Raw genomic sequence first — 22,480 nt, 5'->3', positions numbered from 1 at the left:
AAAAAGATATAAGTTTGAATGAGATATTAAGTAAAATAGATAGCGCCAAGCATATTGTTGTAATTTCACATGTAAATCCTGATGCTGACTCGATAGGTAGTGCGAGTGCTATGTATACATATCTGCTTCAAAAACATAAAAAAGTATCATGGTATTGCAAAACTAAAAATATTGATACCAAGTTGTCGTTTATGCCGTGGTTTGAAAAGATACGAAATTCATTTCCAAGCTCTGCAGATTTGGCAATTTCATTAGATTGTGGCGATATAAAGAGAGTAGGTGTTGAGCTAGAGTGTGATTTGATAAACATAGATCATCATGAAAGTAATAACAATTTTGCAGCACTAAATCTTGTTGATAAAAGTGCGATTAGCACATCGATGGTTTTATATGACTTTTTTAAACAAAACAATATAAAAATAAATAAAAAAATGGCAACTGCTATTTATAGCGGAATTTTAGATGACTCAAATGCTTTTATGGATGAGCAAGTCGATGGCACAACATTTGCTGTTGTTAGGGAGTTAATAGAGTGTGGAGCAGAGTTTAAAACCTGCAACAAAAACATAGTCAAAAGTATGTCTCTTGCAGCTTTAAGACTTAAAGGAGTTATGTTTACCAACATGACTCTAGTAGGTGACGCAAGAGTTGCCATTTTTTGTATTAGTGATGAAGATATGAAATCAACCGGAGCGCTTGGCACGGATTGTGAGAGTGCTTTAGAAGAGTCTCTTTATCTTCCACATGTAGAGACTGCTATGTTAGTAAGACAAAACAGTGACTTTAGTATAAAAGGTTCTATACGCTCAAACGGTGATGTTGATGCTTCAAAAATAGCATCAGTTTTTGGCGGTGGAGGTCATGCAAGCAGAGCAGGCTTTAATATTAGTTCTGATGTAACTTTAGAAGATGCAAAAACAGAAGTTTTAAATTTAATTAATAAGGAAATGTAGTTTGATGAGAAAAAAAAATAAATCTTCATATGGTGTGATGTTTTTAATTGCGGTAGTAATAATAGGAGCTTTTTATGTGTACACTTCTGCAATGTTTGAAAGAGATATGCCAAAAATTACAATGGAAAATAATGGTTATTGGAATCTAAAAACACCACTTGATGTTTCAATCGAAGATAAGAGTGGATTGAAATCATATAAAGTTGTTTTAAAAACAAGCGGCGGTGCTACAACTCTACACTCTGAACAATTCCTTGAGATAAAAAAATCAATAAATCTTAAAGTAGAACCACCAAAAAGTGCTTATGCGATGAAAGATGACGAAATTAGGATCGTAATAGAGGCAAATGATGCTAGTAAATGGAACTTTTTAAACGGAAATAGCACTTTAAAAGAGTATAAATTAAAGGTCGATAAAAAGCGACCACAACTTGGTGTTATAGCTAATTCATATAAGATTAAAAAGGGTGGAGCGGCTCTTGTTATATTCCAGGCAAGTGATGAAAATTTAAAAGAGATTTATATTCAAACAAATTTTGATAAAAAATTTAAGCCACAGCCATTTTATAAAGAAGGGTATTATATATCCTTATTGGCATGGCCGATTACTCAGACAAATTTCAGTGCTACAATCATTGCAAAAGATTATGCAAACAATAGTGCAAAAACTTCAGTGCCTTTATATTTAAAAGATAAAAAATACAGAGTGTCAAATATTAAAATTACTGATAAGTTTTTAAATGGAAAAATTGCCCAGCTTGCTGAAGAGTTTATGGAAACTCAAGGAGTAACAGATTCTATAGAGCAATTTAAAATTATAAATGAAGACATCAGAGAAAAAAATGAAAACCTGATTCATGAAATAACATCCAAGGTCTCTGATGAGATGATTAGTGACTTTAAGCTAAATAAGATGTATCCTCTTAAAAATGCTGCTGTTGTAGCTCATTTTGGAGATCATAGAAAATATACTTATAACAGTGAATATATAAGCGAGTCATATCATTTGGGATTAGATATGGCTAGTAATGCAATGGCAAAAATTAAGCCGCAAAATGATGGTGAAGTTGTATTTTCAGACTATAATGGACTATATGGAAATATGCCGATTGTTCATCATGGCTTAGGATTATATACACTCTATGGGCACTGTTCAACGCTTAATGTAAATAGAGGAGATTCTATTATAGCTGGAACACATATGGCAAACACAGGTAAAAGCGGATATGCTATGGGAGATCATTTACATTTTGGTGTTCTTATTCAAGGTATTGAAGTTCGCCCGGCAGAGTGGATGGACAGTACTTGGATGAAGCTAAATATTGGCGATGTAATTAAAAGCGCCAAAGAGATTATAGACAGAGGATAAAAATGAAATTTTTTTCACCGACAGGTGTAACTTCAGTGAGAGGAGTTTGTCAAAGAATTAACTTCTTTGATAAAGGAGACAAATAATATGTATCAAACTACTATAAAAAAAACTGTCGAGTTAGTCGGAATAGGTCTTCATAAAGGCTCTGCAGTAAAATTAAAACTTGAACCGCTAGAAGAAAATAGCGGAATAATATTTTACCGCAATGATGTAGATGTTGCTATTCCGTTAATTCCAGAAAATGTAGTAGATACAAAAATGGCTACCGTTATAGGAAAAGACGGCTATGTTATATCAACTATTGAACATATGCTCTCAGCTATTTATGCCTATGGAATTGACAATCTCAGAATTATTGTTGATGCGGATGAGATTCCTGTTATGGACGGGAGCAGTGCAAGTTTTTGTATGCTCTTGGATGAAGCCGGCACTCAAGAACTTAGTGCACCTAAAAAAGTTATGCGTATTAAAAAAGATGTAATAGTGCAAGAAGGAGATAAATATGTAAAATTATCTCCATCACCTGATTTAAAATATAATTTTACTATTAAGTTTCCTCATCCGGTTATACAAAAGCAAGAGTATGTTTTACATTTCAATAAACAAAGCTATAAAGATGAAATTTCTAGAGCGAGAACTTTTGGTTTTTTGCATGAAGTACAATACCTTCGTTCAAAAGGTCTGGCACTTGGAGGTTCACTGGAAAATGCTGTCGTACTAGACGAGAAAAAAGTTTTAAATCCTGAGGGGCTTAGATTTCCAGATGAATTTGTAAGACATAAGATTTTAGATGCCATTGGCGATATGGCACTTATCGGGATGAATTTTGTCGGTAATTATGAGGCGATGGCTGGAAGTCACGATCTTAATCATAAACTTACACTTGAACTATTAAAAAATACAGACAATTATGAAGTTGTAGAACTAATTGGCGAAAAAACAAAAGAGCTAGAAAAAGCGTATGCCTAAGAGTGTTGACTTAGTTTTTATAACTCTTTGTTCTCCTATTCAAATTGGAATATACGAAGATAACAAGTTGATAGACTCTATTGTAAGTAAAGAAAAAAGCTCAGATATTTTGCCTAAACTATACAGCGAGCTCTCAAATAAATATGAAATCAAAAAACTTTTTTTTGCTAATGGCCCAGGCAGTTTTATGGCTATAAAAATCGCATATATTTTTCTAAAATCTATTAGTATTTTAAAAAAAATACCACTTTTTGCAACAGATGCATTTTATTTTAATGAAAATCAACCAATAAAAGCGATTGGAAAGCTATTTTTTGTTAAAATTTCATCAGAAATAAAAACTCAAAAATTAGAAATAGCACCGGATGCCAATTTTAGACTTCCTGATGTGCTTGATTATAGTGAGTTTAATACAACATCTTCACCTATTTACGGCATTGGAGCTGTGGGAAGTTAAAACTTCTTATTGCCAAAGGCAAAGCTTTAGTGAATAAATATAATTTTGACTTTGTTGAAATTATATGAGATGTTGTCAAAAAGGATAAATGTGACAATAAGCGTACCCGCAACTAGTGCAAATCTTGGTCCAGGGTTTGATTCTTTAGGTTTAGCAGTTGATTTAAGAAACAGAGTTGAATTTCATGCCTCTAAATTTTTCAGTGTTAGCATAAAAGGTGAGGGTGAAAATAATCCTAGACTTAAAGGCAACAACCTTTTTGTTAGTATCTTTAATGAACACTACAATAGATTAACTAAAAAAAGACAGAATTTCAAATTTACTTTTTATAATCAAATACCGATGTCAAGAGGACTTGGAAGCTCATCAGCAGTTATAGTTTCCGCAATCGCAAGTGCTCATGAAGCTGCAGGCATAAGAGTCTCTAAAAGAAGAATACTTAACCACGCATTAGTTTATGAATCACACCCAGATAATATAACTCCGGCAGTAATGGGCGGCTTTAATGTTGCTACTGTAGAAAAAGGTAAAGTGTTTTCTCAAAAAAAACATTTGCCAAATTATATAAAGGCTGTTGTAGTTATACCAAACAAACCAATAAGTACATCAAGAGCAAGAACACTGCTGCCAAAATCTTACTCAAAAGAGAATGCTGTTTATAACCTTTCACATACTGCACTAAGTGTTGCTGCATTTTTTAATGAAGACTGGGAGATACTAAAACTGGCATCACAAGATAGATTTCATCAAAAAGCAAGAATGAAAACTCTGCCAGAGCTTTTTAGTGTGCAAAAAGTTGCGTATGAGAGCGGGGCACTAATGAGTACGCTCTCAGGGAGCGGTTCTACATTTTTTTCAATGGCTTATGATGAAGATTCATTAATGATTGCAAATAAACTAAGTCAAAAGTTTCCAGATTTTACGGTTAAAGTATTGGATTTTGATAATGACGGACTAATTATAGATAGATAAGTTAAGACTATCTTCTATTAAATCAAGGAAGTTTTAGATACAATGGCGAAAAAATTTAATCAACCTCTTAGAATGTGTATATCTTGTAGGCAAAGAGATACACAGAATAAACTTCTTAGACTTCAATGTGAAAATTCACAGCTTAGTCTTTTTAGAGGTACTGGTAGAAGTTTTTATTTATGTGAATTTTGTCTTAAAGACCAGAAAAAGGTTTTAAAAGCACTTATGCGTCAATGCAAAAGTAACGAAAAAGATAAGTTTTCGAATATACTAAAGGAGATCATCACTGATGACAGAAAAAGTTAAAGTACACGAAATTGCAAAAGAGTTAGGAATAGCTTCAAAAGATGTAATTAAAAAAGCTTTAGAGATGGACATAGAAGTAAAGTCAGCACAAAGCTCAGTAACAATGGAACAAGCTGAAGAACTAGCAAATTTTATTATTAATGGTGAGACTGTAGAAGCAGCAAAACCGGAAGTAAAAGCTCCAAAAAAAGTAAAAAGTGATACTCCTATAAAAGAAGAAAAAACTCCTGAACAAACTACTCCCAAAGAAGAGAAAAAAACTTCTGAGCTAAAAGAAAAAATAGAGCCTAAAGAAGATACTAAACCTGAAGTGGAAAAAATAGAAACTAAAAAAGAGACGACTGATCATGAGAGCAAAGAAGCTCCTGAAGCTGTAGTTGAGCCTGCAAAAACTGTGATTAAAAGATCTGGTCTTAAAATTGTTAAAAAGAAAAAACCAAAAGTTGAAGAAGTAGCTTATAGTACTCCTGCAAAACAAGCTTCGGTATCATCATATGGCAAAATGAGTGCGGAAGCTCTAGAAGAGCTAGCAACTAAGAAAAAAGCTAAAGTAACTGCAGCTGCAAAAAAACAAGAACAAGGAATAAAGATAGATATCTTTGGCGGTTCTATGTCAGATGTATCAATGGATATGGGTGAACAAGTTACCCTACTTGATTTAAACTCTACAGAGCGCCGTGAAATGATGCCTGAACAGCCTAAAAAGCCAAGAGTGCCTAAACCGGCTGGAAGAAATGCAAATAAAAAAGCAGCTCCTAGAGGTAGAAAAGTTTCTCGTGATAAGAGAAAAAAATATACTAAATCTGCTCAAGAAGATGAAATTATAACTCATGTAGAAATTCCTGAAGATATTCGTGTATATGAGTTTGCTGAAAAACTCAACCGTCCAATGTCAGATATCATAAAAGTTCTTTTTGATCTTGGTATGATGATGACTAAAAATGATTTCTTAGGCAGTGACGAGATTGAGATACTTTCTGAAGAATTTGGTGTTGAAGTTACAATTATTGATCCAAAAGATGAGTTCACTCATGCAGAGGAAAACATTGAAGAAGATCCAGATGCTACTGAGAGACCTCCTGTAATTACTATTATGGGTCATGTTGATCATGGTAAGACTTCACTTTTGGATGCAATTAGAAATGCTAAAGTTTCTGAAGGCGAAGCTGGTGGAATTACTCAGCATATTGGTGCTTATACGATTGAGCAGCATGGTAAACCTATTACATTTTTAGATACTCCTGGTCACGCGGCATTCTCACATATGCGTCAACGAGGTACCGATATTACAGATATTATTATTATTGTTGTTGCAGCCGATGATGGTGTTAAACCTCAAACTGAAGAGGTTATAAAACTGGCTAAAGAGTCAGGTGTGCCGATTATTGTTGCATTGAATAAAATGGACAAAGAGACAGCACAACCGGACTTGGTTAAAGGTCAGATGGCTGAGCGCGGCATTAATCCGGCTGATTGGGGTGGAGATATAGAGTTCGTTCCTGTATCTGCAAAAAGTGGGATGGGTATCGATGATTTACTTGAAAATATTCTTCTTACTGCAGATGTACTAGAGCTAAAAGCTAATGAAAATGCTATGGCAAAAGCTGCTGTTGTTGAATCTTCAGTAGAAAAAGGTCGTGGACCGGTTGCTACAGTAATTGTTCAAAATGGTACACTAAAAGTTGGAGACTATGTTGTTTGTGGTAGTGCTCATGGGCGTGTAAAAGCTCTTATTGATGAAAACAACAAGCAGGTAAAATTTTTATTGCCAAGTCATACGGCACAAGTTGTTGGTTTAAATGAAGTTCCGGCATCCGGTGAAATTATGACTGCAATGGGCAGTGATAAAGAAGCTAAAGAGTATGCTCAAAAAAGACATGAGTATGACAGGCACAAAGAGCTTTCACACTCTAAAAAGTCAACTTTAGAAGATATGACTTCAATGATTGCAGAGGGTAACCTTAAATCTCTTAAAATCGTTCTTAAAGCGGATGTTCACGGTTCACTTGAAGCACTTAAGTCTTCACTCAATGAACTTAGAAATGACGAGGTAAAAGTTGAAGTTATCTCTACTGGAGTTGGCGGGATTACTGAAAATGATGTAGAGTTGGCTAGTGCAAGTGAAAACTGTGTACTTCTTGGATTTAACATTCGTCCAACGGGTGCAGTTAAAGCACTTGCTAAACAAAGAGGAATAGAGATTAGAAACTACTCTATTATTTACCAACTTCTTGATGATGTTACAGGTATGCTAACTGGTATGATGGCTCCAAAATATAACGAAGAAAATACCGGTCAAGCAGATGTAAAAGAAACATTTAAAACACCTAAAGGCATGATTGCGGGTTGTATTGTTGTTGATGGTAAACTAATCCGTGGCGGTCTTGTTCGTGTTATCCGTGACGGTGTTGTTATTCACGAAGGTGAACTTACTTCTCTTAAACGCTTCAAAGACGATGTAGAAGAAGTTGGAAACGGCTACGAATGTGGTGTTGGTATAAAAGGTTACGATGATATTATAGCTGGTGATGTAATAGAAACATTCAAAAAAGTTGAGCAAAAAGTTTCTCTGTGACAGAAGCTGAGATTAAACTAAAGCGAACAGAGTCGATTCTTTTAGAATTGATTCCAGAAGCTCTTGGCAGTTTAAATGACAAAAGATTACATGAGATAAATGTAATCGAAGTTAAATGTTCTCGTGGAAAAAGTGATGCAAAAGTTTTTCTTGATCCGGCTTCTTTTAGTGATCAAGAAAAAAGAGACTATCTTAAACTACTTCGCAAAGCTCGTCCTATTATAGAATCTTTTTGTTTGAAAGATCAGGGCTGGTTTCGTTCTCCAAAGTTAACATTTGAATTTGACGAGCAACTTAAAAAGTCTCAAAATCTTGAAGAACTTTTTAAAAAAATAGCTAAGGATTAAAAATGAGTTTAGAGAGTGATATTAATTCATTAGTAAAGTCTGTTGATTTAGAGCTTTTTGATACTTCAATTGTAAGCGAAGGTGATGAGACAATATATAGAGTAAGTGTACTTTCAACAGAAGTAGAAAATGGAAAAAGAAAACCTATCAGTCTTGATGCTTGCGTCGACTTAACTCATCTTATATCACCACTTCTTGATGTTACACCTCCGGTTTCTGGAGATTATAGACTTGAAGTCGGTAGTCCTGGAATCGAGAGAAAATTAACTTCTTTAAAGCAATTTGCTATGAGTGTCGGAGAAAAAGTTTCTTTAAATCTAAAAGCTGTAGACAAAGTTAGAGATAAACTCAGAGGAACACTTAAAAAAGTTGAAGACTCTAAAATATTTGTAGAAGTTGATGGCGAAGAGGTCTCTGTAGATTATGGAGAAATTTCAAAAGCTAGAACATACTTTGAATGGTAATATAGCACGGCTTACTGTGCGCGCCCCAAAAGAAATGCCCTTGGGGCATGGGCTTTCTGCCGAAGAAAACCTAGTGTTAATGCAGGATGAGGGGCTTTGCTCCTTATCCGTGTAGGACAATGTAATGGTAGTAGATAACAACTTTTATATGAACCTCGCCCTTAAAGAGGCTTGGAAATATCAAGGTTTAACATATCCAAATCCCGCTGTGGGCTGCACCGTTGTTGGGATAAATGGCGAAGTTTTAGCTGTTGAAGCTCATAAACGCGCAGGCGGGCCTCATGCAGAAGTTCAAGCTCTCAAATCTGCCTATTTTAAACTTACAAATGATGAAAAAATTTTAGAACTTACTTTATCTGCTGATATCCACACATTTCTTTTGCAAAATCACAATAATTGTTTTAAAAATATATCACTTTATACGACTTTAGAGCCATGTTCACATATTGGAAAAACACCATCTTGTGCAACTCTTATCGCTTCTTTGGGGATTAAAAAACTTTTTGTCGGTTCAAATGACTTAAATGTAGAAGCATCAGGCGGCAATGAAGTAGTGCGCAATGCAGATTTATACCCCAAGGGCACTTCCTCCGGGGCGCATGTAGAGACTGGTATATTAGCAAAAGAGTGTGAAGCGTTACTAAAACCATTTAATAAGTGGAGTCAAAAAAGATTTGTCTTTTTTAAATGGGCACAAAGACTTAATGGCACTACTGATGATGGAATTATAAGTTCCAAAGAGTCGAGAACAATAACACATGCCATGAGAGATGTATGTGATTTGCTAGTAATTGGTGGAAACACAGTTAGGACGGATAGGCCAACTCTTGATGCAAGATTGGTAGATGGAAAAGCTCCAGATATATTAATCTTGTCAAATTCTACAGAGTTTGACAAGAGTATTGCTCTATTTAATGTAAAAAACAGAAAAGTGATAATCTCTGATAATTTATCAAGCTTGGACAATTATAAAAATATAATGATTGAGGGAAGCTCAAATATGTTTGAGCTTACTCGTAATATTACTGATTATTATTTATGTTTTTTAGCTCCAACATTTGGTGGAAATAGCAGTTTTAACAAAATAGATGACAAATTTGAAATTTTAAATATACAAAAAGAAGAGCAAGATATAATAATGTGGATGAAAAGGGAAATATAAATTATGAATAAGCAAGAAAAAATCGTATCAATGTTTGATAATATCGCACCAACATACGACACTGCAAATCGTGTTATGAGTATGGGTGTAGATAAGAGCTGGAGACGAAAAGCTTGTGATTTGGCTTATGAGTTCTATGGGCAAGATTCTCTTGATAGAATAGTTGATGTGGCATGTGGAACCGGTGATATGATGAACTTTTGGAAAACTAGAGCAGAAGTTAACGGTATCGCAATTGGTGAGATTGTTGGAGTTGACCCATCAAATGGTATGGTTGATGTTGCGAGAGAAAAATACCCTAAATTCAATTATCATATTTCAAAAGCGACAGAAATTCCTATTGAAGATTCAAGTGCTGACATTTTAAGTATCACATACGGTATTAGAAATGTTGTTGAGAGAAAAGAAGCACTTGATGAGTTCAATAGAGTTCTAAAAAAAGATGGACTTGTAGTAATTTTAGAATTTATGAGAAATGAAAACCCATCTACTCTTGGAAAAATAAGAGACTTTTATATGAATAGAATTTTGCCAAAAGTTGGCGGTTTTATCTCTAAAAATCTAGAAGCTTACGAGTATCTGCCTAACTCTATAGAAGATTTTTCTACAGTAGAAAATATGCAAAATGAATTAGTAAATGCTGGATTTGAGATGCTTTACACAAAAAGTTTTTCAATGGATATATCAACTCTTTTAATAGCAAGAAAAAAATAATCTTCAAAAAAGGATGAAACTTTGAATGTTTTAAGTGTTTCATCACTAAACGAACAGATAAAGACTCTTTTAGAGACCACATTTTCTAGAGTTTTAGTCGAGGGAGAACTCTCTCGCATAACTTTTCACAACAGCGGACACATCTACTTTACACTAAAAGACTCTACTTCAACTTTAAAAGCTGTAATGTTTAAAGGCAATGCCTCAAAATTAAAGTTCCAACTTCAAGAGGGACAAAAAGTTATCCTTGACGGTGCTATTACACTCTATAAACCTCGCGGAGAGTATCAGATAAACTGCTTTTGTATTCAGCCATCAGGTCAGGGTGCTTTGGCTTTGGCGTATGAGCAATTAAAACAAAAACTATCTGATAAAGGATATTTTGCTCCAGAGATTAAAAAACAACTTCCAAAGTTTCCAAAAAAAATTGCACTCATTACATCTGCTACCGGAGCAGCCTTGCAGGATATGCTTCGTGTTGCAAACAGCAGATACAGAGCTGTAGAGATAGATGTCTATGATGTCTTAGTTCAAGGTGATAGTGCTGCTTTGTCAATAGCAAATGCCATAGCTGTAAGTGATACTAAAGATTATGACATCATTGTAATTGGTCGTGGTGGCGGCAGCATAGAAGATTTGTGGGCATTTAACGAAGAGATAGTAGCAGATGCGGTATTTAAAGCTGTTACACCTATAATTTCTGCAGTAGGTCATGAAATAGACTGGGTTATAAGTGATTTTGTAGCAGATTTACGGTCTCCGACACCAAGTGCTGCAATGCAGATGTGTCTACCCGATACGAACGAACTTTATCAATATATTGACGCCCTATCAGCCCAATTGACACAAACAGTGTTGCAAAAAACTTTTAACGCAAAACAAGAACTTGTACATATTTCAAATTCTTATTCTCGGCACTCTATTGAAAAGAAAATAACACAAAAACTTCAAGAAATTAAACAGATAAAAGAGTCATTTGCACAAACTGTTTCTTTTAAAATCCAAAGCTTTTCAAAAGAGCTTGAAAATATTAAAACTAGATTTCCTCATGTTATAGACTCCAAGATTAATATTGCCCAAAATCAAGTTATAACTTTGCAAAAGATGTTAGAATCAAACAATCCAAAACTAAAGAGTAAAAAAGGTTTTGCGCAAATATCAAAAGACTCAAGAGTTATTGATATTTCATCTCTACATGTAGATGATATTTTTGAGGCGCAGAGTGATAAAGTCAGCATAAGTGCAAAAGTGATTAAAAGAAATAATATATAGGAGTTTATATGAATTATCCAGAGTTTTTCGAGAAGATAGAAGTTATAAAGGTAGTAGACCCGCTATCAAATGTTTTAGGTGCGTTTGAGATGGGAAAATATGAGTTTAATTTTTTAGATGTTGTTAAATCAGCTGGACATAGTTGTCCAACTGTTGCCGGAGCATACCTAATTACAGCTGAAGCTTTAAAGGCACTATATCCAGGTGAATTGGCTGTGCGTGGAAATATTAAGGTTGAGTTTAAAGAGCCGATGCAAGAGGGTGTGACGGGTGTTATCAGTAATGTTGTTTCTCAAATAACAGGTGCTACAGATGAGAGTGGTTTTAAAGGATTGGCTGGAAAGTTTGCTCGTCACTCTCTTATGGATTTTAGTGCAAATATTAACTCTTCTGCAAGGTTTACTAGAGTTGATTCCGGTAAAAGTGTAGATGTATATTATGATCCATCTTCAATTGCTCCTGATCAAAATATGGGTCCATTAATGCAAAAAATGATGGGCGGCCATGCAGAGCCTAGTGAAATAAAAGAGTTTGGTAAACTTTGGCAAGATAGAGTAAAAAGAATTTTTGAAAATACAAACAGAGTTATTAGAGTAGTAGAGGTTTAAAACCTCTGCTGTTTTATTTTAATACTAAATTTGGAAAATAGGTATAAAGTGTAGTGGCTGTAGTAGCCGAGAGCTTTTTCAAAAGTTTGTCAAATTTATCTTCTTGATTCCATAGAGGTTTGCTTACTCCGCTTAGTTCAATTACTCTTTGTTTAGCGTCATAAGAAACACCAATTTTATCAACCAAACCAACTTTTTGAGCTTGATGTGCCGTAAATATGTGAGCATTAGCGTACATATCTCTTTTGTTTATATCTAAACCTCTTGCGTTTGCAACATCGCTGACAAATAAGTCATAAGTTCCATTGATGACTTTATTTAGCTCATTGACTTCATATGTGGTCCATTGTCTATCTCCGGTACCTACTTTTTTATATTTTCCGGCTTGAACACTTTGAGTTTTTATGCCTATTTTACTCATAAGTTCACTTAGATCAGCACCTTGCATAATAACACCTATGCTACCGACCATTGAGCCAGGATTTGCTATGATTTCATCTGCCCATATACTTGCATAGTAGCCTCCACTAGCAAGAGTCCCGCTTGCATATACAACTACCGGTTTTTTAGCTTTTAATCTTTTTATTGCATAAGCAATTTCAATAGATGGGGCAACAGCACCGCCAGGAGAGTCTATAACTATCATTACACCTTTTATTGACTTTTCTGATGCTGCATCGTCAATTTGTTTTATAACATCTGCAGCCATGATAATAGGCCCCGTTATGTTGATTTGTTGAAGGTTGTTTGGAGTAAAGTCTACATCATCTTTTGGTGCAAAAATCAGAAAAAGTATAAGGAGAAATATCATAGCCTTGAAGTGGTTTTGAATAAAACTCATTGTCGCTGTTATAGGTGAAAATAATTTTTTTATAAATTCCATACTAGTTGTCCTTTTGCAATTTACCATTAATGTAAATCTTAGATATATTATATCTATGAAGTATTAAATGAATGGCTAACTCATCATTAGGTTCTTTATCTAAATCTAGTACAAGCATGTCAGCATTTTTACCTTCTGCTATTTCTCCTGTATTTAGTCCAAGAGCATCTGCCGCATTTTTTGTTACACTGTTTATAAGTTTTTTTGCTAAGTCCAATAGAGGCAGTTCTGAGTGCATAAAAAGTGCAACTTTCATCTCTTCAAAAAGATCAAGTTTATAGTTTGAGCTAAGACCGTCAGTAGCTGTAACCCAGTCGATATTTTGCTCGTCAAGTTTTGTTAAATCAATAGCGCCGTTTCCCAAAAGTCTGTTGGATATGGGACAGTGGATAATGGTATGTTTGTTAGATGAAATACTCTTAAGCTCATCATCATTTGCTTTAACTACATGTGTCAGTAGTGTTTTATGCTCATCAAAGTACTTTAAAAACTCTTTAGAATCACTAACGGCACTTTTTTGTTTGAGTAAAGTCTCAAAAAATTCTTTAAAATCACCATCATTGTTATCTAGCCAGTCTCTCTCCGCTTGACTCTCCATAAAGTGTGCAGTTAGTTTAAGCTTTTCATTTTTAACAATTTCTAGTGCTTTTTTTATTAAAACTGGGTGAACAGAGTAAGGAGAATGAATTGCAACAGCAGGGTAAAAGCCATCCCTTTGTACACTTTTTGAAGCATCTAATCTTGATAAAAAATCAGTAAAAAGTGCATCAGCCATAGTCGCTTGAGACCCTATGAGTTCATTGAAAAAGACAACATTTTGTGCAGCGTTTGCACAAGCTTCTAAATCCATAGCATGTGAACTTACCGCTCCAAAAGTAGTGATTCCAGACTCGAGCATCACATCGATTGCTTTGCTCATACACTCTTTGTTGCACCCGCTTATAAGATCTTCACGATTCTCTATAACACTGTAAAGCCAGCTCATAAAGTCACCGTAACTAAGATCAGTTTTGTTGGCGCTAAACTCTACATGTACATGTGCATTTATAAGACCGGGCATTAGCAGTGAATTTGTTTTAAGTGTTGTTACTTTAGCATCAGCAAACTCTTTTATCAGTTCTTCAATCGGTGCTATTTTTTTGATTGTATTATCAAAAGCAATTGACATGTCGCAAAGTAATTCTTCGGGTGTAAGTATGTAGTTTGGTGATATTATCTGCATTTTTTTCTCTAAAATTAAATTTGTAAATATAAGTGGGATTATACACTTTTTTACATTGCAACTCTTTTTTAATATTACTTTTGCTAAAATAACTCCTTAAAAGTTTAAACTATTTAATAAAAAGGCAGAAGATGAAGATAGTAGTAATTCAAGGACCAAACTTAAATATGTTGGGTGTTAGAGAACAAAATATATATGGTCCAATGAAGTTAGAGCAGATACATGCTCAAATGAAAGATGTTGCTGATCAAAACAAGATGGAAATAGAGTTTTTTCAAAGTAACCTTGAGGGTGAAATTGTAGATAAAATTCAAGAGTGTTATGGTGAGGCAAATGGTATTATTATCAATGCTGCTGCATATACTCACACTTCTATAGCTATCCGTGATGCAATCTCTGCTGTTAATCTTCCAACTATTGAAGTTCATATTTCAAATATTCACCGTCGTGAAGAGTTTAGAAAAACAAATATGATTGCACCGGTTTGTACATCATCTGTTGTTGGTTTTGGTCCTTTTGGTTACCATATGGCAATGATAGGTATGTTGCAAATCATGAGTGAAGTTCAAGCAGTACAAGCAGCTCAAAAACAAGCTGCAGAGGCTAAATAATATATGTATTTAAAGCGTAAGCTAAGTGATAGTTTAACGACTATCAAAGGCTTGCATTTTGGTATCACATGTAAAGAAAAAAGTTCCCATCGTTACAGTGTAACTGTCGGGATAGGTGGAAATGTTGGGGATGTCAAACGAAGGTTTGAACACCTTTTTAATTATCTAAGAAGAGACAAAAGAGTTGAACTATTGAAAACATCATTGATTTTGAAAAATCCTCCTTTTGGTTTTGTAGACCAGGATGATTTTTTTAATTCAATAATTGTTTTGAAAACTAGTATGCAACCCATACTTTTTTTAAATTATTTGATGAGATTAGAAAAAAAATTTGCACGCAAAAGAAGTTTTGCAAACGCTCCAAGGACGCTAGATTTGGATATTATTTTTTTTGATAACAGAGTTGTTAGAAAACCGAAATTACAAATTCCACATCCACAGTGGTTTAAACGAGAGAGTGTGTTGATACCGTTAATGGATTTAAATAGATGAAGATACTGACTTTTACTGGACGAACACCATCTGAGGCTTTAAAAAAAGCCAAAATGGATGAAAATTATGACCAGATGTTTCATATTGATACAAAAGAGATTCAAAAAAAAGCATTGGGTCGTGAAGCTATTTATGAAATAGTTATGGGCATAGAAAAAGAGTTAGAACATACCACTTATCAAAAAGCTTCATCTACTCCAAGAGATGAGAGACCGCTAACTCAAAAAAGCGCTGATGTCTTGTATGATATCTCAAATGCTGCAAAGCAGATTTCAAAAATCGCAGATGTTAAAGACCCTCTTTACGGTTATCAGGATATCAAGCCACCCAATGCTTCTTTTGAGCCAAAAGAGTTAAAAGAAATCAAATCAGAAATCTCCAAGTTAGGTGATAAAGTTAAACTTATCCAAAATATGTTTTGGGATGAGAAAGCACCTAACTTAGAAAATCATATTCCGGCAGAATTTGCTGAAATATATCGCTTAGCTTCTCAAAGTGGAATGAATAAAGAGCACTTAGACGGTATTATGAGAACTACATTGGAGCATATGCCTTTTAAAATGAGAGAAAACTCATCTACGGTTAAAAGATATTTTCAAACTCTTCTTAGAAAGATGGTACCTGTTAGACTTGAGAGTACTCCCTCTGTAGGAAATAAAAAAGTTATTATGTTAGTCGGTCCTACTGGTGTGGGTAAAACGACATCAGTAGCGAAATTAGCGGCAAGATATTCGTATCTTATGCAGAAAAAATACAAAGTAGGTTTGGTAGTTTTAGATACATATCGCATAGGTGCAGTTGAACAGTTGATGCAGTATGCAAGAATGATGAAGCTTGGGATTGAGACAGTTGTAGATCCTGTAGATTTTGCATCTGCACTTGATTCGCTGAAGTATTGTGACTATATTCTAATTGATACTATGGGTTCTAGCCCTTATGATAAAGACAAAATAGAAAAGATATATGAGTGCTTGGATGGAAATGATGTTAAATATAATATAGATGTAGTTCTTGTGATGCCAAGCTCTATAAAATATGAAGATTTAAAAGCAACATATGATAATTTTTCATCTCTCAGTATTGATACTCTTATGTTTACCAAGTTAGATGAAACAAGAGGTTTTGGAAATATATTCTCTTTGTCATACGAGACAAAAAAACCAATAAGTTATTTTTCTGTTGGTCAAGAAGTCCCTGAAGATTTAGTTTGTGCCAGCAGTGATTTCTTGATTGAGTGTTTGCTTAACGGTTTTAATAGGAGTAAAGCATGATTGGGAATCAGGCTAAAAAACTAGAAGAACTCGTAGCATCAAATGAAAAAAAGAAATCTAAAAAGACTCGTTTTATAGCAATAACAAGTGGAAAAGGTGGTGTTGGAAAAAGCACAATAAGTTCTAATCTGGCTTATGTTTTATCTTTAAGTGGACTTAATGTAGGTATATTTGATGCTGATATCGGTCTGGCAAATTTAGATGTTATGTTTAATGTAAAGATCAAAAAAAACATATTACATGTACTAAAAGGTGAGGCTACTGTTGCTGATATATTAATCCCTGTTACTAGAAATCTTATATTGATTCCAGGTGAGAGCGGTGATGAGATACTCAAGTACTCTGATAAAGCTCTTTTTGATAGGTTTATGAGTGAAGCTGAGGTGTTAGACAAGCTTGATGTAATGATTATTGATACAGGAGCAGGTATAGGTGAACATATCAAAATGTTTGTTGATGTGGCAGATGATGTCATAGTTGTTACTGTGCCGGACCCAGCCGCAATAACAGATGCTTATGCTACCATAAAATCGATAGCAACTTTTAGAGATGATATTAACCTAGTTATGAATCAGGTAAAAAGTGAAAAAGAAGCATTGGCAGTGTATGAAAAGATAAAAAAAGTAGCATTGGCAAATATTGGCGGTGATTTAGATTTGAAATTTATGGGAAAAATCAATAATGATGCAAAAGTATCTTCTTGTGTGAAACAAAGAGCACTCTTTAGTGCTGTTCACCCATCTTCTGGGGTGTATAAAGATATAGAAGGAATTGCAAATAAAATAAACAATAATTTGGAACGAAATGTGCTAGTTACTCCTAGTGAAAGCGGATTATCGGGGCTTTTTAAGCGTCTAGTTAAGCATTTCTAACTCAAATTTGGGGCAAGCATATATGTTAGGTGAAAATTTTGTATACTTTTTTACTGTTCAAGGTTTTTTTATGGGAATAATATTCGGCATATTAAAATCATTTGATGCAGAAGGTCTGCTAGTATATACTTTGTTTATTACAATATTCTTTTATCTGTTTTCTCATGTTATAACTGCCCTTTATTACAAAACCGTAACAGGAAAAGTTTATTTTTTTCCTAAAATATTACACGAAAAACAACTTGATTTATTTGTGACTGAAATAAATAAAAGAGAAAAACTGATAGATTCAGCTGTGAAAATCGCAGACGCGGCGGTTAAAATGAATGCAGAAGATAATGGAAAGAAATCATGATTGAGGCTTACACACAAGATATCAAGCACAAAGAAGATGAACTTGCTATCCAATATTTGCCTGCTGTTAAAGCAATGGCATTTCGACTTAAAGAGAGACTGCCAAGTTCTATTGACTATATGGACTTATCTGCAATTGGAACCGAAGAGCTTATAAAATTAGCCAGAAGATATGATGAAAAACTTAATGACTCTTTTTGGGGTTATGCAAAAAAAAGAGTTTATGGTGCTATGCTTGATTATCTAAGAAGCTTAGATATACTCTCTCGTGCCAGCAGAAAACTGGTTAAAGCAATTGATTATGCTATCGAAGAGTACAGAGTGACACATGAAGAAGAGCCGACAGATGAAGAGTTGGCTATACTCTTAGATGAGAGTATTGAAAAAGTACATGATGCGAGAATCGCTTCAACTATATACACGGTTATGCCTCTTCATGATCAACTACAGGTTGGTGACGAGGGTGCAGCACTTGCTCAAATAGAGAAAGAAGAATTAATTAATGTTATCAAGAAAGTTCTTGGAGATTTTGTTGAGAGAGAACAGCTTGTAATACAGTTTTACTACTTTGAAGAACTGACACTTAAAGAGATAAGTGAGATTTTAAATATAACAGAATCTAGAATATCACAAATTCATAAATCAGTTATTCATAAAATCAAAGAGAGTATAGGAGCATAATATGGCAGATATACTTTCACAAGAAGAAATAGATGCTCTTTTAGATGTCGTTGAAGATGAAGGTGAGGAAATTTTTGATGGAGATGATTCCGGTGCTTTTTCACAGAGGCAAGTAACACTTTACGACTTTAAGAGACCAAACAGAGTTTCAAAAGAGCAGCTGCGTGCATTTCGTGGTATTCATGATAAGATGGCACGATCACTAGCTTCTCAGATATCTTCTATAATGCGTTCTATTGTTGAGATTCAACTTCATTCAGTTGATCAGATGACATATGGCGAATTTCTTATGTCCCTGCCAAATCCAACTAGTTTTAATGTTTTTTCAATTAAGCCATTAGAGGGAAGTGGAGTTATAGAGATAAATCCTTCTATTGCTTTTCCTATGCTTGATCGTCTTCTTGGAGGTAAGGGTGAGCCATTTGATGCAAGCCGTGAATTTTCAGATATAGAACTTAACTTATTTGAGACAATACTGAGAGTTATGATGAGTACTCTCAAAGAAGCATGGGCTCCTGTTATGGATATTTATCCAACAGTTGAGTCTAAAGAGTCAAGTCCAAATGTTGTTCAAATTGTTGCACAAAATGAAATTGTTGTGATGGTTGTAATGGAGATAATTATTGGTCAGAGTTCGGGTATGATGAATGTTTGTTATCCTGTTATAGCACTTGAGCCTGTTTTGCCAAAGTTAGCCAGTAGAGATTTGATGCTTAACGAAACAAGTACAAAAAAGAGTAGAAATAATGAACTTCAAGTTCTTTTAGGTGGCGCAAAAGTTGGCATAGAAGCAATGTTGGGTGATGCAGAACTTACATTGAGAGAAGTTTTGGATTTACAAAAGGGTGATGTAGTTAGACTTGAGAATCCTGCTGATGATATTGTCAGACTTTGTGTCGATGGCAAAGATAGATTTCTCGGTAAGATAGGATTAAAACGATTTAGAAAATCGATACAAATTACTGATATAATAGATACAGAAAAAGATGCAGTCAAAAGAGCATTAGAGAATTTTGAGACATCAAGACGAGATAAAATATCTGGTGTAAAAGATATTATTCAACAGGAACAAAATGAAAATAATATTGAAGATGAGGAGTAAGTAATGAGTGATTTTATGAAGCTATTTGAAAGTGAAACAATTGCTACTATAGAGGCACTAATCGGACAAGCTCCCACACTTGATTTAAAAGAAGAACAAAGTTTAAGCATCGTATCAAATATAATCCCTCCTATCGTGGTCTTGAAAATAAATGTTAGTGGTGCAGTAGATGCTTCAGCGATGGTAGCTTTAACACCAAATCTAGTAGCTTCACTATCGGATATGATGATGGGCGATGAAGAGAGTGACAGAGAAGATATTAGTGATGATGATTTGGATGCAGCTAAAGAAATCACATCAAATATTTTTGGAGCTATAGGAACTAGTTTATCTGCTCAAAAAGAGATGCCTGTTTTATCGTTTAATGTTGAAAGTGCTGAGTATATTGGTGAAAATGAAGATGTAACACTAGAGAACTTTACTAAAATGTTTGTTTATAATTTTAATATTGCAACTGTTAAATCTCTTTTTATGTTTATTATGGATGATAATTTCGAAAAGACTATATTTGGTACTCCTGATGATGCCGCAACCGAAACTATAGTTGATGAAAGCAGTAATGACAATAACAATACAGAAGCTTCACTTGGTAGTGCTGAAATGAATAACATATCTTTAATTATGGATGTTAAGCTTCCAGTTAAAGTTAGAATTGGAAAGAAAAAAATGCTACTTAAAGATGTGTTAAATATGGATATTGGTTCGGTTATTGAACTTAATCAGTTGGCAAATGATCCTCTTGAAATTTTAGTTGATGATCATATAATAGCTGAGGGTGAGGTCGTGATTGTTGATGGAAACTTCGGTGTTCAGATAACATCAATCGGTACAAAAAGAGAAAGATTGGCTCAACTTAAGGCTTAAAGTGCAAAATAGAAAACAAGATCGAAGAAATGAATTAGCAAAAAGATATGTTCAAGATATAAAATCAGCTGATATTTGGAGCGTATTCAAAATAATTGCCGATTTTGTTAAAGGCTTCGAAGAATTAGGTGATCTTGGGCCATCTGTTACAGTTTTTGGTAGTGCTAGAACAGATGTTAGTGATAAATACTATGAAAAAGCCTCTAAGCTTGCTTCGATGTTGGGAGAAAGAGGTTTTAATATAATAACAGGTGGCGGCCCTGGAATTATGGAAGCTTCAAATAAAGGTGCAAAAGAGCATTCTCATGTTGAATCAGTCGGTTTAAATATTGATCTTTCGTTTGAGCAAGTAGCAAATAAATACACTACAAAACAGCTAAATTTTGATTACTTTTTTTCCAGAAAAGTAATGTTGGTAAAATATTCTATAGCATATGTTATTTTTCCTGGCGGATACGGTACATTAGATGAATTATTTGAATCTTTGACTTTAGTTCAAACAAGAAAAGTGACAGGTGTTAAAATCTTTGTTATCGGTATTGATTTTTATAAACCACTTTTACAGTTTATAGAAGAAAAATTACATAAAAGCGGCATGATAGATGATGTCGACCTTGAAATCATAAGATTGACTGATGATTTAGATTGTGTTGTTAGAGAGATTGAAGAATCTTTGTTAACACAGATTGAGCTCTTGGAAGAAGTTGGTTTAACTGATACTAAATACTATAAATCCTTATCAAATTTCTCGCAAGATATAGATTCAGTAAAAAATGAAGACAAATGAAAAATATGATAAATCGTAAAAAAGTTTTAGTTGGCATGAGCGGTGGTGTTGATTCTACAATGTCAGCATTATTATTAAAAGAAGAGGGTTATGAGATAGAGGGTTTATATATGAAGCTGCATTCAAAACCCGGCTATCATGAAATTCATCTTGCCCGTGCTCAAAAGGCAGCCGATTTTGTCGGAATGAAACTACATGTATTAGATCTTCAAGAAACATTTAACAGAAAAGTGTTTCAGCCATTTATAGATACTTATGCAGATGGCAGAACACCAAATCCATGCGCACTCTGTAATAGAAGTTTGAAATTTGGTGAAATGATTAAATATGCAGATAAGATAGGAGCAGATTTTTTAGCTACTGGACATTATATTAAAACTGATGGAAAATATTTTTATGAAGCTGATGATGATACAAAAGATCAAAGTTATTTTTTATTTTATGTACATAAAGATATTTTGCCAAGACTTCTATTTCCGTTAGGTGAAAGAAAAAAAAGCGATATAAAAGAGTTAGCTGCATCTATTGACGGCTTAGAATCTTTTGCATCTCAAGGTGAATCAAGTGAAATCTGTTTTGTAGAGACTACATACACAGATCTTTTAAAAGATTATGTTGAAGTAGATAAAGTTGGTGAAGTTTTAGATAAAGACGGAAATGTAGTGGGCGAACATAAAGGTTATATGCACTACACAATTGGCAAAAGAAAAGGCTTTACTGTAAAAGGTGCACATGAGCCACATTATGTAGTTGATATTGATGCGAAAAAGAATCAAATCATAGTAGGTAAAAAAGAAGAGTTAGAATGTAATAGTGTAGTTCTTAATAATTTAAATCTATATAGTGATGAAAAAGAGTTTGATACAACAGTTAAATTAAGATACAGAACTAAAGCAGTTGCTTGTCATGTAGTTGTAAAAGATGATAAAGCATTTGTCACATTAAAAGAGAGTGTATTTGGAGTTGCAACAGGTCAAGCTGCAGTATTTTATGATGATAATAAATTAATTGGTGGTGGTTGGATAGAAGAAAATTAATTGCACAATCTCCCCAAAACACCTCAAAGAGAAAAAACTTCCAAAATTCCTTTAAAAAACTATTGACATCAAAGGTTGATTTGTCTATAATTCCCATCCACAAACACAGAGACCTAATGTTTAGGACTTAAGT

Annotated in this window: 25 protein-coding genes; 23 read left to right on the top strand and 2 right to left on the bottom strand. The window is 34.1% G+C overall.

What is annotated here, in order from left to right:
• The first annotated feature begins 14 nt into the window (after nt 1-14).
• The 13 genes from OQK60_RS03120 to OQK60_RS03060 all read left to right on the top strand — a co-directional run bounded on the left by OQK60_RS03120 (nt 15) and on the right by OQK60_RS03060 (nt 12,171).
• On the top strand, nt 15-953 hold the full coding sequence (locus OQK60_RS03120) for a DHH family phosphoesterase (RefSeq protein WP_297683974.1): 939 nt from the start codon (nt 15-17) through the stop codon (nt 951-953).
• Between the two features lie 4 nt (nt 954-957).
• On the top strand, nt 958-2,322 hold the full coding sequence (locus OQK60_RS03115) for a M23 family metallopeptidase (RefSeq protein ID WP_297683972.1): 1,365 nt from the start codon (nt 958-960) through the stop codon (nt 2,320-2,322).
• Nucleotides 2,323-2,409: 87 nt separating this feature from the next.
• A complete protein-coding gene (lpxC, locus tag OQK60_RS03110; protein ID WP_297683970.1) occupies nt 2,410-3,294 on the top strand; it encodes a UDP-3-O-acyl-N-acetylglucosamine deacetylase in 885 nt (294 codons plus the stop codon).
• Nucleotides 3,287-3,751: a hypothetical protein gene (locus OQK60_RS03105; RefSeq protein WP_297683967.1), complete on the top strand. Its 465-nt coding sequence runs from the start codon at nt 3,287-3,289 to the stop codon at nt 3,749-3,751. The genes lpxC and OQK60_RS03105 overlap by 8 nt, the downstream gene beginning before the upstream one ends.
• Nucleotides 3,752-3,841: 90 nt before the next feature.
• Nucleotides 3,842-4,723, top strand: coding sequence for a homoserine kinase (gene thrB, locus OQK60_RS03100; protein ID WP_297683965.1), 882 nt, complete (start codon nt 3,842-3,844; stop codon nt 4,721-4,723).
• Between the two features lie 42 nt (nt 4,724-4,765).
• The gene (locus OQK60_RS03095) at nt 4,766-5,029 is read left to right on the top strand and encodes a DUF448 domain-containing protein (protein ID WP_297683963.1); all 264 of its coding nucleotides are present in this window, start codon (nt 4,766-4,768) and stop codon (nt 5,027-5,029) included.
• Nucleotides 5,013-7,604 (top strand): translation initiation factor IF-2, encoded by a 2,592-nt coding sequence (infB, locus tag OQK60_RS03090; protein WP_297683961.1) that lies wholly within the window; start codon nt 5,013-5,015, stop codon nt 7,602-7,604. Before OQK60_RS03095 ends, infB begins: the two co-directional genes overlap by 17 nt.
• A complete protein-coding gene (rbfA, locus tag OQK60_RS03085; RefSeq protein ID WP_297683959.1) occupies nt 7,601-7,951 on the top strand; it encodes a 30S ribosome-binding factor RbfA in 351 nt (116 codons plus the stop codon). Before infB ends, rbfA begins: the two co-directional genes overlap by 4 nt.
• A gap of 2 nt (nt 7,952-7,953) precedes the next feature.
• Nucleotides 7,954-8,415, top strand: a complete 462-nt coding sequence (locus OQK60_RS03080; RefSeq protein ID WP_297683957.1) for a ribosome maturation factor — start codon at nt 7,954-7,956, stop codon at nt 8,413-8,415.
• 124 nt (nt 8,416-8,539) lie between these two features.
• Nucleotides 8,540-9,577, top strand: coding sequence for a bifunctional diaminohydroxyphosphoribosylaminopyrimidine deaminase/5-amino-6-(5-phosphoribosylamino)uracil reductase RibD (ribD, locus tag OQK60_RS03075; RefSeq protein ID WP_297683955.1), 1,038 nt, complete (start codon nt 8,540-8,542; stop codon nt 9,575-9,577).
• Nucleotides 9,578-9,580: 3 nt separating this feature from the next.
• Nucleotides 9,581-10,291: a bifunctional demethylmenaquinone methyltransferase/2-methoxy-6-polyprenyl-1,4-benzoquinol methylase UbiE gene (gene ubiE / locus OQK60_RS03070; RefSeq protein ID WP_297683953.1), complete on the top strand. Its 711-nt coding sequence runs from the start codon at nt 9,581-9,583 to the stop codon at nt 10,289-10,291.
• A 21-nt stretch (nt 10,292-10,312) separates the two neighbouring features.
• The gene (gene xseA, locus OQK60_RS03065; protein WP_297683951.1) at nt 10,313-11,563 is read left to right on the top strand and encodes an exodeoxyribonuclease VII large subunit; all 1,251 of its coding nucleotides are present in this window, start codon (nt 10,313-10,315) and stop codon (nt 11,561-11,563) included.
• 8 nt (nt 11,564-11,571) lie between these two features.
• Nucleotides 11,572-12,171: a hypothetical protein gene (locus tag OQK60_RS03060; RefSeq protein ID WP_297683949.1), complete on the top strand. Its 600-nt coding sequence runs from the start codon at nt 11,572-11,574 to the stop codon at nt 12,169-12,171.
• Nucleotides 12,172-12,184: 13 nt separating this feature from the next.
• Here the strand turns inward: OQK60_RS03060 and sppA are convergent, their stop codons facing one another.
• Complete coding sequence (gene sppA, locus OQK60_RS03055) at nt 12,185-13,054, bottom strand: signal peptide peptidase SppA (protein WP_297683947.1); 870 nt, start codon at nt 13,052-13,054, stop codon at nt 12,185-12,187.
• A gap of 1 nt (nt 13,055) precedes the next feature.
• Nucleotides 13,056-14,276, bottom strand: a complete 1,221-nt coding sequence (locus tag OQK60_RS03050) for a metal-dependent hydrolase (protein ID WP_297683946.1) — start codon at nt 14,274-14,276, stop codon at nt 13,056-13,058.
• Between the two features lie 131 nt (nt 14,277-14,407).
• Between OQK60_RS03050 and aroQ the strand changes: the two genes are divergently transcribed.
• From aroQ to mnmA, 10 genes are all read left to right on the top strand, one after another.
• A complete protein-coding gene (gene aroQ, locus OQK60_RS03045) occupies nt 14,408-14,887 on the top strand; it encodes a type II 3-dehydroquinate dehydratase (RefSeq protein ID WP_297683944.1) in 480 nt (159 codons plus the stop codon).
• Nucleotides 14,888-14,890: 3 nt separating this feature from the next.
• Nucleotides 14,891-15,379: a 2-amino-4-hydroxy-6-hydroxymethyldihydropteridine diphosphokinase gene (gene folK / locus OQK60_RS03040; RefSeq protein WP_297683942.1), complete on the top strand. Its 489-nt coding sequence runs from the start codon at nt 14,891-14,893 to the stop codon at nt 15,377-15,379.
• Nucleotides 15,376-16,650, top strand: a complete 1,275-nt coding sequence (gene flhF, locus OQK60_RS03035; RefSeq protein WP_297683940.1) for a flagellar biosynthesis protein FlhF — start codon at nt 15,376-15,378, stop codon at nt 16,648-16,650. Before folK ends, flhF begins: the two co-directional genes overlap by 4 nt.
• Nucleotides 16,647-17,522, top strand: coding sequence for a P-loop NTPase (locus OQK60_RS03030; protein ID WP_297683938.1), 876 nt, complete (start codon nt 16,647-16,649; stop codon nt 17,520-17,522). Before flhF ends, OQK60_RS03030 begins: the two co-directional genes overlap by 4 nt.
• Before the next feature lie 70 nt (nt 17,523-17,592).
• Entirely contained in the window at nt 17,593-17,877 is a 285-nt protein-coding gene (locus tag OQK60_RS03025; RefSeq protein WP_297683936.1) for a hypothetical protein, read from the top strand.
• Entirely contained in the window at nt 17,874-18,557 is a 684-nt protein-coding gene (locus tag OQK60_RS03020) for an RNA polymerase sigma factor FliA (RefSeq protein ID WP_297683934.1), read from the top strand. Before OQK60_RS03025 ends, OQK60_RS03020 begins: the two co-directional genes overlap by 4 nt.
• A 1-nt stretch (nt 18,558) precedes the next feature.
• Nucleotides 18,559-19,659, top strand: a complete 1,101-nt coding sequence (gene fliM / locus OQK60_RS03015; RefSeq protein WP_297683932.1) for a flagellar motor switch protein FliM — start codon at nt 18,559-18,561, stop codon at nt 19,657-19,659.
• Nucleotides 19,660-19,662: 3 nt separating this feature from the next.
• Nucleotides 19,663-20,523, top strand: coding sequence for a flagellar motor switch protein FliY (gene fliY / locus OQK60_RS03010; protein ID WP_297683930.1), 861 nt, complete (start codon nt 19,663-19,665; stop codon nt 20,521-20,523).
• 1 nt (nt 20,524) lies between these two features.
• Nucleotides 20,525-21,310, top strand: coding sequence for a TIGR00730 family Rossman fold protein (locus tag OQK60_RS03005; protein WP_297683928.1), 786 nt, complete (start codon nt 20,525-20,527; stop codon nt 21,308-21,310).
• 5 nt (nt 21,311-21,315) lie between these two features.
• Nucleotides 21,316-22,347, top strand: a complete 1,032-nt coding sequence (gene mnmA / locus OQK60_RS03000) for a tRNA 2-thiouridine(34) synthase MnmA (protein ID WP_297684021.1) — start codon at nt 21,316-21,318, stop codon at nt 22,345-22,347.
• Nucleotides 22,348-22,480: the final 133 nt, after the last annotated feature.

This window comes from Sulfurimonas sp. (assembly GCF_026196735.1).
Classification (GTDB): Bacteria; Campylobacterota; Campylobacteria; order Campylobacterales; family Sulfurimonadaceae; genus Sulfurimonas.
The sequence above is the reverse complement of the archived record's forward strand: the minus strand, read 5'-3'. Positions and strand labels throughout refer to the sequence as shown.